The organism is Vibrio astriarenae (genome assembly GCF_010587385.1).
Classification (GTDB): Bacteria; Pseudomonadota; Gammaproteobacteria; order Enterobacterales; family Vibrionaceae; genus Vibrio; species Vibrio astriarenae.
Genome location: NZ_CP047475.1, coordinates 873,236 through 887,682, shown reverse-complemented (window position 1 = coordinate 887,682; position 14,447 = coordinate 873,236). Strand labels below are relative to the sequence as shown.

Genomic DNA, 14,447 nt, shown 5'->3' with positions numbered 1-14,447 from the left:
CCTTTCGGGGATTTTTTATTTGCGACGAATGAGGCTATTCACTGACGAGTGAGGCTATCACTGGCGCCATATCTTTCAGTAGCGCTTCCGTCACCGGTTTGCCTTTAGAGTCCGTCACGTTGATTGACGTACGGTTACCAAGATCACCGAATAAGAAGGTGTAAACACCGACTTCAAGGTTAACAGGCTTAACCCCAATCTCTTTCCAAAACTCATCGTCTTGCGCTGCATAACGCGCCTTGACCTGACCTTGCGACTGATTACGCTCTTCAATGGTGAAACCCATGTTTGGTAACAGCGTTGGCAATCGTTGCCACAATACGTTGTATTGTGTACGAGCAATGATAACCGGCAAGCCACTGCGGTCTGTACCCATGGTGATTGGAATTTGTTTCACCAGCTCTTGTGCTTTACGCTCCGCTTCTTCACGAAGCTGTTGGTCATAACGAGCCGTCACTTGGTTGGTCATTAGCGCGTTATAGCGCTCTTTGTTCGTCGCCGAGACTGGTTTAACTGTCCCTGCTTCTTTCCAGTCGATCAGTGAGATCTTAAAACCGAAGCGATTATTAGCTTCAAAACGAGAAATCTCATAGCGACTGCCGATCTCAACGTCTTCATCTTCAGAATTCCAAGTCACCCAACCTGTCTCAACTCGCTCATCTGTCTGACTGACGATATCAGTATTTGTATTGGCAAGCATACCGAGCATGGTTTGCCAAACGCGTACTTGTTCCTCAGAGCGAAGCATCCAGAGCGTGGCCTCGCCTCCTTCACGTTCAATTCGAGCACCCGGTATCAGTTCAAGGATCTGCTGCGGCGGACGAATATCAACACCACGGCCAATCTCACCCTGGAACTCACCCTGTGGAATACGATAATTAGGGTAGACTTCGACTTGCGAACCCTCTGCCGCCGTCCACTCTTTCAATTCCGGGGTATTAAGGTATTCAAAGTCATCCTTGGCTTGGCGGCGCTGAGAGGCACTACCAGAACACGCAGATAAAACAAAAACAGCTAGAGATCCAACAACTAGCTGACGAGAAAATTTCATTTTCGCTCCTAATTGTGCCGGCTCAACACCGACACTTTTGAAGATAAATAACTTATTAAGCTACCCGGTTTAATGAGTCGCTTTGTAAGATAAAACTAGTAAATACACGCTTCCGACATAGCCTGAGCCACAATAGGTTGCGATGCTGCAGAAAGTGGTGTCAGTGGCAAACGCAAATCACCATGAGCAATCAAACCCATTTTAGTCGCTGCCCACTTCACTGGAATAGGGCTAGATTCGATAAACAGATTCTTGTGCAGTGTCATCAAGCGCTGGTTGATCACCTCAGCTTCTTCAAACAAACCATCTTTAGCCAAATCAAACATTTTCGCCATGTCTGCTGCAGCAATATTGTTCGTTACAGAGATAACACCGTCACCACCTTGACGAACAAAATCGAGGCCCGTCGCATCATCACCACTCAGTAAGATAAAATCTTCGCCACAAAGTTCACGGTGAGTTGCAATTCTTGATAAATCACCTGTCGCGTCTTTCAATGCAACAATGCTTTCAATTTCAGCTAATCGGGCTACCGTTTCTGGATGTAAGTCAACAGCGGTACGACCTGGTACATTATAAAGGATTTGCGGTACATCACTCTCTTCAGCGATTGCTTTATAGTGTAGGTACAGACCTTCTTGAGTTGGCTTGTTGTAGTAAGGTGTGACACTCAAGCAACCTGCAATGCCTGAGTTATTAAGTAGACGGCTGAATGTCACCGACTCATGAGTCGCGTTCGCACCTGTGCCAGCAATAACCGGAATTCGGCCTTCAGCGAACTCAACGGTTTTTAAAACAACTTTGACATGCTCTTCGACAGTCAGGGTAGCAGACTCGCCCGTAGTCCCTACTGCAACAATGCCTTTCGTGCCCGCTGCCACATGGTACTCCACCAGCTTCTTCAAGCTAACGTAGTCTACTTCACCATCGTGATTGAAAGGGGTTATTAACGCGACGATACTTCCTGAAAACATGACTATCTCCCTAATTGGTTTCTTCTGGCATGTTACTGTAGCTTCAAGAGGAAAAACAAGCGTAGATAAGTCAATATATTCACAAAACCTGTGATGTTTTCCTCTGAATGACCAATTGTTTGTGCTTTCGCTCATTTTCTGCGGTGAAAATAGCCAAGCTCGGCGGATTTGAATGGATGCGTTAGTTGGATGTGCTAACATTCGAACCATAAAGGAATTACTAACAATGGCATCACATCATGAACCAACACTTAGTTATCACAGCAGTAGGCTCTGACCGTCCTGGAGTGTGTAACCAACTCGTTCATCACGTCACTAGCGCTGGATGCAATATTATTGATAGCCGAATCGCTCTATTTGGCAATGAATTTACGCTTATCATGCTTATCTCTGGCGGTGCGCCGTCGGTCACCCGCGTTGAAACAACTCTGCCTTTGCTCGGCCAAGAGCTGGATCTCATTACCATCATGAAACGTACCTCTGAGCACACCGAGACGTCAAATGACTATAAACTCGACGTTGTTATTGAGTCTGACGACCGAATTGGTCTTACCGAGCATGTGACCCAATTTTTTGCACAACGTGAGATCGGCCTCGATGCTCTCAGTGCCCAAACCATTTCCAAGCGCAAACTCGGTTCAGAGCAAGATCAGTTCCATATCTCTATCACAGCCTCTGTCGGTGGTAGCTATAACCTCATGGAACTGCAAGAGCAGTTTGATCAATTTTGTGCAGAGCTCAGTATAAAGGGCTCACTAAATTTTATAAAAAGCAGTCAATAATAAAGGAATCAACATGAACACGCTTCAAGCAGGAACCAAGGCACCTGCCTTCTCTTTGCAAGATCAAAATGGCGAAACCGTCTCGCTCAGCGATTTTTCTGGAAAAAAAGTCCTAGTTTACTTTTACCCTAAAGCGATGACCCCTGGCTGTACCGTTCAAGCACAAGGCTTGCGCGACACGAAAGCAGAGCTAGACACATTGAATGTCGTCGTCTTAGGCATCAGTATCGACCCAGTGAAACGTCTCACTAAATTTGTCGAACGTGATGAACTCAATTTCACACTGCTTTCTGATGAAGATCATGCCGTGGCAGATTTGTTCGGTGTGTGGGGAGAGAAGAAGTTTATGGGAAAAGTCTATGACGGATTACACCGCCTAAGCTTCTTAGTGGACGAAAATGGCACTATTGAACACGTGTTCAACAAATTCAAAACCAAGAACCACCATGAGGTTGTTTTGGATTATTTGAAAGCTGAGTAACCGCTTCATCTTTCAAAAAAATGCCAGCACTCGTATGCTGGCATTATTAGTTTTTAACTGTTGATTAGACAATAAACTTATTCAACAGTGTCTCTTGCTTATGAACGTTCTCAATCTGCTCGGTCATCGACTCATTCGCATTATCTGCTGCATCAACCACCATGGTCGACAGGTCTTTGATCTTCACCGTGTTGTTGTTGATCTCTTCCGCTACTGAGCTTTGCTGCTCTGCTGCCGAAGCAATCTGAAGGTTCATATCAGAGATTTGCTGTATCGAGTGACGAATTTGATCAAGGGCGATATTAGCACTCTGCGCTGCATCGACAGCCTGCGTTGCCGTGGAGCGACTATCTGCCATCGCAGCAGACACCGAGCCAGCTCCTGCTTGCAATTGCTCAATCATGGTACGAATTTCGGTTGTTGATTGCTGAGTACGTTGCGCCAGCGTTCTCACCTCATCGGCGACAACAGCAAAGCCACGCCCTGACTCACCCGCTCTTGCTGCCTCTATTGCTGCATTGAGTGCCAACAGGTTGGTTTGATCAGCAATATCGTTAATCACTTTCAAAATTGTTTCAATGTTTGAAGTGGCAGATTCAAGACCTTTGACTTCCTCAACCGCTTGCTCAATACGAGCTGAAAGGCGGTCAATGGCCTCGGTTGTTTTCACAACCACACCCGACCCATCAGAGGTCGCTTTATCCGCTTGAGTTGCTGCCGTTGCCGCGTTTTGTGCGTTATTTGCAACATCGGTTGCGGTCGCTGCCATCTCATTCATCGCGGTCGCTAACTGCTCTAGTTCTTGCAGTTGCTGCTGCATGGCTGCCGAAGACTGCTCTGAGTTACGGACGGTTTTTTCTGTACCGCTAAGAATATCTGTCGAGATCTGCTTTGAGTCGACAATCTGTTGCTGAAGGTTTTGGGTAAAGGTGTTGAAGTTATGCGCTAACTCCGCGAACTCCTCATCCGTGTCGGTATCTAAACGCTTAGTCAAATCACCTTGGCCAGAAGCAACATCTTTAAGTGCTTCATTAAGCTCAGAAAGTGGTTTCATCAAACCCTTTATCAACAAGCTCAGGGCAACAACACTGAACAGCACGCCAATAAATGCGTAGAGAACCGCGCTGCTGCGTAGGCTATCTATTGCTGCAAAAGCAATACTCTCATCAACAATAGCGCCAACATACCAGTTTTCTTCAGGCATATGGTCGAAGTTGACCAAGTATGATATTCCATTGATTTGATACTCAGCCAAACCTTCTCGGATAGGTACGTTAGACAGAAACTTATCCATTGGCTCACCATTGAGTTGGTCATCTGGGTGAGCAATAGTGATTCCATCTGCCGTCACGATGAACAGATAACCTGCATCCATTAGGTTGATGCTATTGGTAATATCCGCCAGACCAGTCAGGTCAACATCAAAGAACATTGCGCCAATAAAACGCCCTTGCTTAAAGACCGAGCTGGCAATTGACACAATAACCGCATCGATCGATGAGTCGTAGTAGGGCTCTGTAATAATTTGCTGAGAGCCTGCGCGTTTAGCGTCGATATACCAAGGACGCAACCTCGGGTCGTAACTCGCATCCACTTCCCACTCGTCATCATTTTCAACCATTGAACCATCCGCTTCATAGCCTAAACCTGCAGCGATAAAACTGGTTTTAATCTCTGGTCGTTCAATCAAATCACTCACATAGCTTTTATTTTGAGGATTATAATCAGACGCCTCCAACGCGACTTGGGCAAGAGAGCGTTTATTATTCAACTCGGCCTGTACCGTGTTTGTTGCGCTCGATAGCATTTCATTTAAGCTATTCCCGACTAAAGCTTCGACTTCTGCTCGTACGGTTCTTAACTGCTGAAAAGACAAAAGTGACACAGTAAGCAACATCATCACCGAAGATGCCGCTACAATCTTTTGACTAAATTTCATTCATTCCTCACTCGGATATTCTTAAAGGCAATTGTAACTATATTTATATGCCCAATACGCATATGCGTAAGTGTATTATGCAGACGATGTGATTATTTATCGGCGAACGCCTATAAATATTGAGGAATTATCTTAATTAAAACCGAATAATTGAGAATAGATATGAAATAACTCTTTACGTTTTGCCAAAAAAAAGGTGACCGTTAAGGCCACCTTGAATAAAAACCAATCAAAAACGTCGCTACTGCTCAATCATCTCATCATTGCTTGGCAGAGCATTCCAAACCGCTTTCACTAATGTAGCGAGTGGGATGGCAAAAAAGACCCCCCAGAACCCCCACATTCCTCCAAACACTAAGACCGCAACGATGATGGAAACAGGGTGCAAGTTCACCGCCTCTGAGAACAAAATAGGTACCAGCACATTACCATCTAGAGCTTGGATAATGCCGTAAGCAATGAGCAACCAATAGAATTCGGTGCTCAGACCCCATTGGAATAAGCCAACAATAGCTACCGGAACCGTCACAGCAGCCGCACCGATATATGGAATAAGAACCGATAGCCCCACGCCAACAGCGAGTAATATTGAGTAACGTAAATCTAGTAATGCAAAGGTAATGTAGCTGACACCACCCACAATCAAGATCTCTAAGACCTTGCCTCGAATGTAGTTGGAGATTTGCTCATTCATTTCCACCCAAACTTTCGCCGCCAAACGACGATTATTGGGTAACACCCCGCTGAGCATCTCGATCATCTCGCCTTTGTCTTTCAACAAGAAGAACACCAAAAGGGGAACCAATACCAAGTAGACAGCTAATGTTGCAAGACTGACCAATGAAGCGAGAGAGCCTTTTACAACCGTTTCACCAAAACTGAGCACCTGGTTTTTGGTGTTGTCGGCCAACGTTTCAACAATCTGCAAGTTCGCCAATTCTGGGTAGCGCTTGGGCAACGTACTAATGAACACCTGGAGGTCGGTGTACATTTTCGGTACATCATTCACTAAGTTAGAGATCTGCTGCCATACGGTTGGGATCAAACCAAATACAGCCAATAACATCAATCCGCAGAAAGTGGTGACAACAAAGATAACTGCAGGCGTTCTAGGCAGACCGACTTTGGTTAATTGATTGACTGGCCACTCCAAAAGATAAGCAAGTACAATCGCCACCAGCAAGGGAGCAATCAAGCCACCAAAAAAATAGATGGTGATAAAACCGAAAATAAGAATCGCAGCCAAGCTCACTGCATCTGGGTCAGAAAAACGCCTTTTGTACCAACGACGTACCATATCAAGCATTGATTAATTATCCTTTTTAAGTGAGATGAGACACTCACCTTCATCATGTTCTATTGAATAAGCAAAGCCTTGAGCCTTGATGTAACGCTCAATATCATGACAAGAACTCTTGTCTTGAACGAGGATACCGATCATCGTGTTCGAAGTGTGCTTTTTGATAAAGCGCTTTGCCAACAACAACGCCATTGGGCATCGCTCACTGCGTAAGTCGAGCAGATTGTCAGCCATCACAACACCATCAGTGGGAATATAAAATCATTGTATCTTGTTTTGCCAATAGCAAAAAGATTTATGCCAAAGTAAACACTTGATGCACGTTCCATGCTACTAATCCCACACCGAAGTGATACACTGCATTTTGTTGAAACTCATTGTCAGTAGCGCTGTCAATGATATGTACCCTAGATAATATTCAGGGTCGTAAACTGAAAATGGATAATTATCCAAGCTGTTATGGAGTAACCGTTATCAACACGTTTTTTCGTCCACGTTCCCTGCTCGCTTTAACACTAAGTGCAGCGCTGACTTTCCCTACGAACGTGATGAGCGCTGATCCCATTGAACTGCCTAGTATCGGTACAACCGCTGGCGGCACGCTAACCATTGACCAAGAATCCATTTATGGTGAAGCCTACATGCGTATGCTTCGTAATAGCTATCCGATCGTCAATGACCCGGTGCTCAACGAATATATTGATTCGCTGGGGCATCGATTGGTCGCGAATGCTAATGATGTCAAAACGCCATTTACTTTCTTTATGATCCGCGATCGTAACATCAACGCATTTGCCTTTTTTGGTGGTTATGTTGCCCTGCATAGCGGATTGTTCTTGCATGCAAAGTCTGAAAGTGAACTCGCTTCTGTCGTGGCACACGAGATTGCCCACGTCACCCAGCGACACCTTGCTCGCTCTATGGAAGAGCAAGCTCGCCGAACACCCGCAACAATTGCGGCTTTAGCTGGCTCCTTGCTGCTCGCCATCGCTGCACCAGAAGCCGGTATCGCCGCCATTACTGCAACAACAGCTGGCAGCATGCAAAGTCAAATAAACTATACACGTAGTAACGAGAGAGAAGCGGACCGTTTTGGTATCGCGACTCTTGCTAAAGCAGGCTTTGAACCCGATGCCATGCCGCGATTTTTCAGTCGCCTTGCCGATGAATACCGTTATGCAAGCAAACCGCCTCCAATGTTGCTCACCCACCCATTGCCAGAAGACCGAATTACCGATACTCGCGAGCGAGCTCAGCAATATCCGCCAATGCGTATTATGCCGTCATTAGACTACCACCTCGCGAGAAGTCGAATTGTGGCACGTTATGCTGGCATCAACAGTGACGCGGCTATGGACTGGCTAGAGCGCACAGAGCGTAGAACTTCACCTGAAATCAAGCCTGCATTCGAATACGGACGCGCACTCGTTTACTTGGATACGCGCAAACTCGATCAAGCAGAAGAGATTCTCACCAAGTTACTGCGCGACGACCCAAACAACAACTTTTATCTCGACGCTATCTCAGACTTATACATTGAGAAGGGCGAGCCTGATGTCGCTCTGAAAAAACTGGAAGCGGCGTTAAAAAACAAACCTAGAAATAGCGTTTTGAGTATTAACCATGCCAATGTATTGTTGAAAAAAGAGCGCTATCAGGATGCGTCACGCGCATTGCAACGCTATACCCATGATAATCCAGAGGACGTCAACGGCTGGCACCTTCTATCTGAAGCCAGTGACGCGCTAGGACGCAATGATGAAGATCTCGCAGCGCGTGCTGAAATTTTGGCACTCAAAGCAAACTGGAATAAAGCCATTCAGTTTTATACTCAAGCGAGCCAAATCGCCGAGTTAGGCAGCCTAAAACAAGCCCGCTACGACGCAAGAATTGATCAACTCATGGAGCAACGTGACCGTTTCCTTAACCTAAGGTAACCACACTGCTTCAATATAATAAATAGAAAGGAAATCGTATGTCAGTCACTATCTACCACAACCCTCGCTGCTCTAAAAGCCGCCAAACATTGGCTCTTCTAGAAGAAAATGGGGTTGAGCCCACTGTGATTAAATACCTTGAAACACCAGCAAATGAAGAACAGCTTCGCTCTCTATTCAAACAGCTTGGGCTGGATCACGTAAGGGGCATGATGCGAGTCAAAGAAGATCTTTATAAAGAGCTAGGCTTGAAACAAGCGGATGATGACGCACTGTTCGCGGCTATGGCAGAAAATCCTAAATTGATGGAACGCCCAATTGTGGTCAACAATGATCAAGCCAAGATTGGACGCCCACCTGAGCAAGTATTAGAGATTCTTTAATGACTCAAATATTGGTGCTGTACTTCAGTCGCCACGGTAAGACGCGCCTTTTGGCGCGTCAAATTGCTCGAGGTGTCGAGACCGTTGAGAACTGTGAAGCAAAACTGGTAACAGTGGCGAGTTTCGATGACGATACCGCCCCCAAAGACCCCATTATCTCCAAGCAAGATTTGAGTGACTGCGCTGGTTTAGCTATGGGCAGTCCAGTATGGTTTGGCAATATGGCCGCCCCTCTGAAACACTTTTGGGATCAAACCTCAGATATTTGGGTTAAAGGGACACTGATCGACAAACCCGCATGCGTGTTTACCTCTTCATCCAGTCTACACGGCGGACAAGAGACCAACTTACAAAGTATGATGCTGCCTCTCTTCCACCACGGTATGCTGGTTATGGGTATCCCATACAGCGAGCCTGCTTTGCATGGAACCCAATCCGGTGGTACACCTTATGGAGCAAGTGCTGCTGGCGATTCTCAACAGCTTACACCTCATGAGTCAGAGTTGGCGCAACGCCAAGGTGTTCGACTTGCACAAGTAGCACTTCGTCTGCAAGACCGCTGAACATAAAATAAGGAATTCATCATGGAATCGATGAGTGAACGAACCCGCCGCTACAGGCTCTGTGCGCTAGCAGCAAATCTTGGGCTACTGGCCTGGGTCGTGCTTTGGAATCTTAGCCTTTCTCCTCATCCTCACCTTAACGCAGCGACCCTAGCCGTGGTTTGGGCAATCCCTTTATTGCTCCCTTTGCCGGGCATTCTCGCAGGCAAACCTTACACTCATGCATGGGCGAACTTTGTGCTGATGCTGTACTTTCTTCATAGTCTCACTGTCATCTATATCGATGAGGGAGAACGATGGTTTGGGGCTGTCGAGCTGTTCCTCACCAGTGTCGCATTCATCTGCAATATTATGTTCGCTCGCTTGCGAGGCAAAGAGTTAGGGCTGAAGTTGAAAAAGCTATCTGAAGTCGAGAAGACAGAACGTAGCAAGTACCATACAGACTAGAGATGTCTTGGTATAAAAAAATAGGGGACTCATGTGAGTCCCCTATTTTTTATATGATCATTTTACAAACTAAAAGTCAGTTCACTAGTGCTTGGTTCCGACACTTCAGGAAGTTGAGTCGGCACTGCCGGCTCTTCTGCGAACTCTTCCTTGTCTTGCTGCACTGCGCCGCTTTCTAACCCGTCTTCCATTGGCTGTGGCTGCAAATCGGTGTCCAAAGCTTCAACAGGCGCTCGGTGGGCACTCAATGCACGCAGGACCGATTGCTCAAAATCCTCTCTTGAGGCCAGTAACTCGACTTCAAAAGTTACGCTACTTGCGTGCATTTCTAGAATATTAGCGGTCGCAACTGTGCTGAGATTCTCAAGCCCTTTTTCTAGTTTGAAGAACTGCTCTGCTGTTGTCACATTGTCGAAGGTGACAACCGTTTTACCTGATGTCTCTTGGCTCACTACCACCGCATCTTTTTGTGAATAGAATACCGCGATATCATCGACAATACGCTGTGCAGAGGTGTTGGCTGGATAGGTACGATGAATCGTTGCTCTTAGGCCTTGTGCTGGCTCTTGATCATACAAGGTCCAGCGTACATTGTTACCATCGTTGCGTAGCACAAGGACAGCATCTGCAGGGTATCTCTGGCTAGTTTGTTCGATGACATCTTCAAAGCCGCCCCAAATATCAGACACCTCGATGTTGGTCATATCTTCAAAATCACCAAGCGGGAAGGTCAAAGGGAGACCGCGCTGTTGAGCGCTATCGCGTAGGGCTGCCATATAGTTGGTATTGGCGTAATCCCAGCTGATTGCACGCTGACCAGCCTCTTCTTCGGCCAGCCAAACTAGGACAGTCTTGCGCTGTGCAGGCCAGTAAGGTAATTGCGCCTGCGTTAACAAAGCACGTACGCGTGGCTCACTAAACATCAAACGAACCTCTTGCTCTTCGCCACGTGAAGCATAACTAATCTGCGTAATGTATTGAGACGTGTTTCCCATTGCCTTTTTGATGACGGGGTTACTTGCCGCCATTGCATCGCCGGAAGCTCGAATAATCACCTGCTCTAAACCTTGGGCTCGAGCAAGTTGGTCACCATTATCGGCCTCTTGATCAATCACTACCGCTGACTGATACAGGTTTACCTGGGTCATCGCCCATAAGGGCATACTCACCAAGCCCATTAATAACAAAGCAATATTTCGCATACTGGTCCTAATTTTGCTCTAGATAAGGTCAACCGACCCTTTAACTATCTGATTTCTGTTGCGCTATGTGGATGATAAGCAAGTCTGAACGCATCAGCAAGTTTACTCAGCGGTTATTGACGTAAACTTAGCGTTGATAGCAGCGGCAAGTTGCTCGGGCGCAAGTTGAATCTCTAGACCTCGCTTACCCGCGCTCACCCCAATCTCAGACTGGCCTTGTGCACTTTTGTCGATAACCGTTGGCAAGCGTTTCTTTTGGCCTAGAGGGCTAATGCCTCCCACGACATACCCCGTCACCGATTGGGCGATGGTAGGATCTGCCATCACCGCTTTTTTCGCACTCAAGGCTTTTGCAACCAACTTTAGACTCAATTGACATGAAACGGGCACAATAGCGACACCCAAGTTTTTCGGGTTGCCATCGAGAGAAACCAGTAGTGTTTTGAAAACACTGTCTGCAGATAAACCAAGTGCCTCAACCGCTTCCTGTCCGTAGCTTTCCGCACGAGAGTCGTGATGATATTGCAGCACCTTATGAGGGATCTTTTTCTTTTCGAGTAACTTTATTGCTGGTGTCATGACAATTAAAAAGTGGTGTCGTAATGACACCACTTTGCAAGTAAATTACGTCAACGTCAATATGATGATTTATTTATAGACAATTTGTTCATTGGGTGCATATTGATTGACATCGAGTGGGCTGTTTGACTCTAGGTACTCTTTGAGCACCTCTGCATCAACAAATCCTGTATTGACGTGACCAGGATGGTCTGTCACAACCGGATAACCATCACCACCAGCAGCGTTAAAGCTTGGGATTGTAAAGCGGTAAGTTTCATCCATGCGCAACTGCTCATCACCAATAAAGACGTTTGATACCAGCCCCTCTGACACTGTCATACTAATCCCCGCAAATTGAGCGTACGCGCCCGAATCGACGGGTTTAGTGGCAACAACATTAAGATAATCGAGGACCTCTTGCCCTGTCATATCAGTGTAAGTCAACATGTTACCGAATGGCTGAACGGTGAGTATGTCTTTGTATGTCACATCGCCAGCTTCTATTGAGTCACGAACACCACCAGAATTCATCACACCAAAGTCAGCCTTTGCTCGCTTCATGTGTGCAGTGGCGATCAAACGCCCTAAGTTGGTCTGTTGGAAGCGAACCACATTGCGGTCACCTTCTAGCTTGCCGTTAGTTTCAGAAATTTTCTCATTGAGCTGCGCTTGACCTTGCTCTTGGTAAGGGCGTAGGAACTCCAGAAGCTCTTGATCTTGCGCAATCTCTTCCGCAATCAATACGCGCTGAGATTCACCATCCACCTTGATTTTCTTTTTCAAGTTAACTGGTACCAGATCATAGCTCACCATGCTCAACTCACCGTTTTCAAACTCGAAGTCAGCACGCCCCACATACTTGCCCCATTCATGAGCCTGAACAATGTAGGTACCGTTTTGCACATCTAGCTTACACTCGTCACCAGGTTTAAAGTTGCGTTTGTACATGTTGGGACCTTCCATACACACTGGCTCTTGTGAGTGACCACCAACAATCATGTCTAGCTCCCCTTCTTCTAGGTAGCGTGCGAGCGCCACATCACCGGGCGCATTCACACCACGATTACCATCTTCGTAGTGGCCCATGTGCGTCACGGCGAAAACAAGATCAGGGTTTTCCGTCTCTTGAAGCTCAGCAATCAACTTCTTCGCTTCTTCTTTTGGATCACGGAAATCAATTCCACCAATGAACTCAGGGTTGCCTATTTTTGCCGTGTCTTCTGTCGTTAAACCAATAACGGCAATCTTGATACCCTGCTTGGTGAACATCTGGTATGGCTGAAACATGCGCTCGCCCGTTGCCTTATCGTAAATATTGGCAGACAGCATTGGGAAGTTAGCCCACTCAATCTGTTTAGCTAACACATCAAGTGAGTTGTCAAACTCATGGTTGCCAAGTGCCATCGCATCGTAGCCAATGATGCTCATGCCTTTGAAATCAGGCTCGGCATCTTGCAAGTCTGACTCTGGTACACCCGTGTTAATATCACCGCCTGACAATAGCAGCACACTGCCACCTTGCGCTTCAATCTCGGCACGCATTTCATCAATCAGAGTCTTACGCGCTGCCATACCATACTCACCATAACGGTTTTGCCAGAAACGGCCATGATGATCATTGGTATGCAAAATAGTAAGACGATAAGTGGTATCGGCTTCCCACTCAGGAGCAGAGTGAGTTGAGCAACCCACTAGTGCCGCCATTATAGCTGCGCTCAGAGTTGCTTTTAGCATTCGGCGATGAGTCATGTTAATTGTCCTTATAATCGTATTTAACCACTGCTAGCTGTATGACTTCAGCTTAAAACATGATTGAGTTTAAATGCTTATGTTTACCATCTCATCGTCGTCTCACTAAAATGTGCCCCAGATCACCAACAAACCATTTACACTCTCGTTACGTATCTAAAACCCTGACTCTTGGAGCATAAAAAAAGCGAGCCGAAGCTCGCTTAATAATTCCATCTAAATTGATTAGCGGATGTCGATATGCTCAAAACCTTTAATGAGGTCATCAAGCGCTTTCATCTGCGCCAAAAACGGCTCTAATTTATCGAGAGGCAAAGCTGACGGGCCATCACACAGCGCTTTCTCTGGATTCGGGTGAGCCTCAATGAATAAGCCTGCAATACCCGTTGCAAGACCCGCTTTTGCCAACTCAACCGTCTGCTCGCGACGACCACCAGAAGCAGCACCAGAAGGGTCGCGCATCTGCAGCGAGTGTGTTACGTCAAAAATAATCGGGCTACCTTGTGACGCTTTCTTCATCACACCAAAGCCAAGCATATCAACGATCAAGTTATCATAACCGTGGCATGCACCGCGCTCACAAAGAATCACATTTTCGTTACCACATTCCGCAAACTTCTCAACGATATTGCCCACTTGACCTGGGCTCATAAACTGAGGTTTTTTCACATTGATAACCGCACCTGTTTTTGCCATCGCTTCAACAAGGTCAGTTTGACGAGCAAGGAAAGCAGGAAGCTGAATCACATCAACCACGTCTGCGACTGGTTGTGCCTGTGCTTCAGTATGAACATCAGTGATGATTTTCACACCAAACGTATCTTTCAGCTCTTGGAAAATTTTCATACCTTCTTCAAGGCCTGGGCCACGGTATGAGTGAACTGAACTGCGGTTCGCTTTATCGAACGACGCCTTAAATACGTAAGGAATACCGAGCTTCTCTGTCACCTTTACATAGTGCTCACAGATCTGCATCGCCAAGTCACGTGACTCTAGTACATTCATACCAGCAAATAGGGTAAACGGCTTGTCGTTTGCGACAGGGATATCGCCAACGTGAACTACTTTTTGTTCCATA

The 14,447-nt window shown here is 46.4% G+C and carries 15 protein-coding genes; 6 read left to right on the top strand and 9 right to left on the bottom strand.

What is annotated here, in order from left to right; genetic code table 11:
* Positions 1-34: 34 nt before the first annotated feature.
* Entirely contained in the window at positions 35-1,051 is a 1,017-nt protein-coding gene (bamC, locus tag GT360_RS04285) for an outer membrane protein assembly factor BamC (protein WP_164647676.1), read from the bottom strand.
* A gap of 95 nt (positions 1,052-1,146) precedes the next feature.
* Positions 1,147-2,025, bottom strand: a complete 879-nt coding sequence (gene dapA, locus GT360_RS04280) for a 4-hydroxy-tetrahydrodipicolinate synthase (RefSeq protein WP_164647675.1) — start codon at positions 2,023-2,025, stop codon at positions 1,147-1,149.
* A 239-nt stretch (positions 2,026-2,264) separates the two neighbouring features.
* Between dapA and GT360_RS04275 the strand changes: the two genes are divergently transcribed.
* Together GT360_RS04275 and bcp are read left to right on the top strand one after the other, a co-directional pair.
* Positions 2,265-2,807, top strand: a complete 543-nt coding sequence (locus GT360_RS04275) for a glycine cleavage system transcriptional repressor (protein ID WP_164647674.1) — start codon at positions 2,265-2,267, stop codon at positions 2,805-2,807.
* Positions 2,808-2,820: 13 nt separating this feature from the next.
* Positions 2,821-3,288: a thioredoxin-dependent thiol peroxidase gene (gene bcp, locus GT360_RS04270; RefSeq protein ID WP_164647673.1), complete on the top strand. Its 468-nt coding sequence runs from the start codon at positions 2,821-2,823 to the stop codon at positions 3,286-3,288.
* A gap of 64 nt (positions 3,289-3,352) precedes the next feature.
* Here bcp and GT360_RS04265 read toward each other — a convergent pair whose 3' ends face one another.
* The 3 genes from GT360_RS04265 to GT360_RS04255 form a co-directional block, all read right to left on the bottom strand.
* Positions 3,353-5,227 carry a methyl-accepting chemotaxis protein gene (locus GT360_RS04265; protein ID WP_164647672.1) on the bottom strand — a complete coding sequence of 625 codons (1,875 nt, stop codon included), beginning with the start codon at positions 5,225-5,227 and terminating at the stop codon, positions 3,353-3,355.
* A 241-nt stretch (positions 5,228-5,468) separates the two neighbouring features.
* Positions 5,469-6,533, bottom strand: a complete 1,065-nt coding sequence (locus tag GT360_RS04260; RefSeq protein ID WP_164647671.1) for an AI-2E family transporter — start codon at positions 6,531-6,533, stop codon at positions 5,469-5,471.
* Positions 6,534-6,536: 3 nt separating this feature from the next.
* Positions 6,537-6,761, bottom strand: a complete 225-nt coding sequence (locus GT360_RS04255) for a sulfurtransferase TusA family protein (RefSeq protein WP_164647670.1) — start codon at positions 6,759-6,761, stop codon at positions 6,537-6,539.
* 203 nt (positions 6,762-6,964) lie between these two features.
* Here GT360_RS04255 and bepA point away from each other — a divergent pair, with 203 nt between their 5' ends.
* The 4 genes from bepA to GT360_RS04235 are packed head-to-tail and all read left to right on the top strand — an operon-like array spanning position 6,965 to position 9,857.
* A complete protein-coding gene (bepA, locus tag GT360_RS04250) occupies positions 6,965-8,464 on the top strand; it encodes a beta-barrel assembly-enhancing protease (protein ID WP_164647669.1) in 1,500 nt (499 codons plus the stop codon).
* A 38-nt stretch (positions 8,465-8,502) separates the two neighbouring features.
* Positions 8,503-8,847, top strand: coding sequence for an arsenate reductase (glutaredoxin) (gene arsC / locus GT360_RS04245; protein ID WP_164647668.1), 345 nt, complete (start codon positions 8,503-8,505; stop codon positions 8,845-8,847).
* Positions 8,847-9,410 (top strand): NAD(P)H:quinone oxidoreductase, encoded by a 564-nt coding sequence (wrbA, locus tag GT360_RS04240; RefSeq protein WP_164647667.1) that lies wholly within the window; start codon positions 8,847-8,849, stop codon positions 9,408-9,410. Before arsC ends, wrbA begins: the two co-directional genes overlap by 1 nt.
* Before the next feature lie 21 nt (positions 9,411-9,431).
* Entirely contained in the window at positions 9,432-9,857 is a 426-nt protein-coding gene (locus GT360_RS04235; RefSeq protein WP_164647666.1) for a DUF2069 domain-containing protein, read from the top strand.
* A 62-nt stretch (positions 9,858-9,919) separates the two neighbouring features.
* On the opposite strand, the gene GT360_RS04230 is transcribed toward GT360_RS04235, so the two are convergent.
* The 4 genes from GT360_RS04230 to kdsA form a co-directional block, all read right to left on the bottom strand.
* Positions 9,920-11,059, bottom strand: coding sequence for a DUF2066 domain-containing protein (locus tag GT360_RS04230; protein WP_164647665.1), 1,140 nt, complete (start codon positions 11,057-11,059; stop codon positions 9,920-9,922).
* A gap of 102 nt (positions 11,060-11,161) precedes the next feature.
* Positions 11,162-11,638 (bottom strand): Cys-tRNA(Pro) deacylase, encoded by a 477-nt coding sequence (ybaK, locus tag GT360_RS04225; RefSeq protein ID WP_164647664.1) that lies wholly within the window; start codon positions 11,636-11,638, stop codon positions 11,162-11,164.
* A 69-nt stretch (positions 11,639-11,707) separates the two neighbouring features.
* Positions 11,708-13,369 (bottom strand): bifunctional UDP-sugar hydrolase/5'-nucleotidase UshA, encoded by a 1,662-nt coding sequence (gene ushA / locus GT360_RS04220; protein WP_164647663.1) that lies wholly within the window; start codon positions 13,367-13,369, stop codon positions 11,708-11,710.
* A 225-nt stretch (positions 13,370-13,594) separates the two neighbouring features.
* Positions 13,595-14,446 carry a 3-deoxy-8-phosphooctulonate synthase gene (gene kdsA, locus GT360_RS04215; protein WP_164647662.1) on the bottom strand — a complete coding sequence of 284 codons (852 nt, stop codon included), beginning with the start codon at positions 14,444-14,446 and terminating at the stop codon, positions 13,595-13,597.
* Position 14,447: the final 1 nt, after the last annotated feature.

Excerpts from the sequence above, each read along its gene's own strand:
- GT360_RS04230 (WP_164647665.1), bottom strand. The coding sequence starts at position 11,059 with ATGCGAAATATTGCTTTGTTATTAATGGGCTTGGTGAGTATGCCCTTA.
- GT360_RS04265 (WP_164647672.1), bottom strand. The coding sequence starts at position 5,227 with ATGAAATTTAGTCAAAAGATTGTAGCGGCATCTTCGGTGATGATGTTG.
- kdsA (WP_164647662.1), bottom strand. The coding sequence starts at position 14,446 with ATGGAACAAAAAGTAGTTCACGTTGGCGATATCCCTGTCGCAAACGAC.
- bamC (WP_164647676.1), bottom strand. The coding sequence starts at position 1,051 with ATGAAATTTTCTCGTCAGCTAGTTGTTGGATCTCTAGCTGTTTTTGTT.
- bepA (WP_164647669.1), top strand. The coding sequence starts at position 6,965 with ATGGATAATTATCCAAGCTGTTATGGAGTAACCGTTATCAACACGTTT.
- bcp (WP_164647673.1), top strand. The coding sequence starts at position 2,821 with ATGAACACGCTTCAAGCAGGAACCAAGGCACCTGCCTTCTCTTTGCAA.
- GT360_RS04260 (WP_164647671.1), bottom strand. The coding sequence starts at position 6,533 with ATGCTTGATATGGTACGTCGTTGGTACAAAAGGCGTTTTTCTGACCCA.
- GT360_RS04255 (WP_164647670.1), bottom strand. The coding sequence starts at position 6,761 with ATGGCTGACAATCTGCTCGACTTACGCAGTGAGCGATGCCCAATGGCG.
- arsC (WP_164647668.1), top strand. The coding sequence starts at position 8,503 with ATGTCAGTCACTATCTACCACAACCCTCGCTGCTCTAAAAGCCGCCAA.
- GT360_RS04275 (WP_164647674.1), top strand. The coding sequence starts at position 2,265 with ATGAACCAACACTTAGTTATCACAGCAGTAGGCTCTGACCGTCCTGGA.
- ybaK (WP_164647664.1), bottom strand. The coding sequence starts at position 11,638 with ATGACACCAGCAATAAAGTTACTCGAAAAGAAAAAGATCCCTCATAAG.
- dapA (WP_164647675.1), bottom strand. The coding sequence starts at position 2,025 with ATGTTTTCAGGAAGTATCGTCGCGTTAATAACCCCTTTCAATCACGAT.
- ushA (WP_164647663.1), bottom strand. The coding sequence starts at position 13,369 with ATGACTCATCGCCGAATGCTAAAAGCAACTCTGAGCGCAGCTATAATG.
- GT360_RS04235 (WP_164647666.1), top strand. The coding sequence starts at position 9,432 with ATGGAATCGATGAGTGAACGAACCCGCCGCTACAGGCTCTGTGCGCTA.
- wrbA (WP_164647667.1), top strand. The coding sequence starts at position 8,847 with ATGACTCAAATATTGGTGCTGTACTTCAGTCGCCACGGTAAGACGCGC.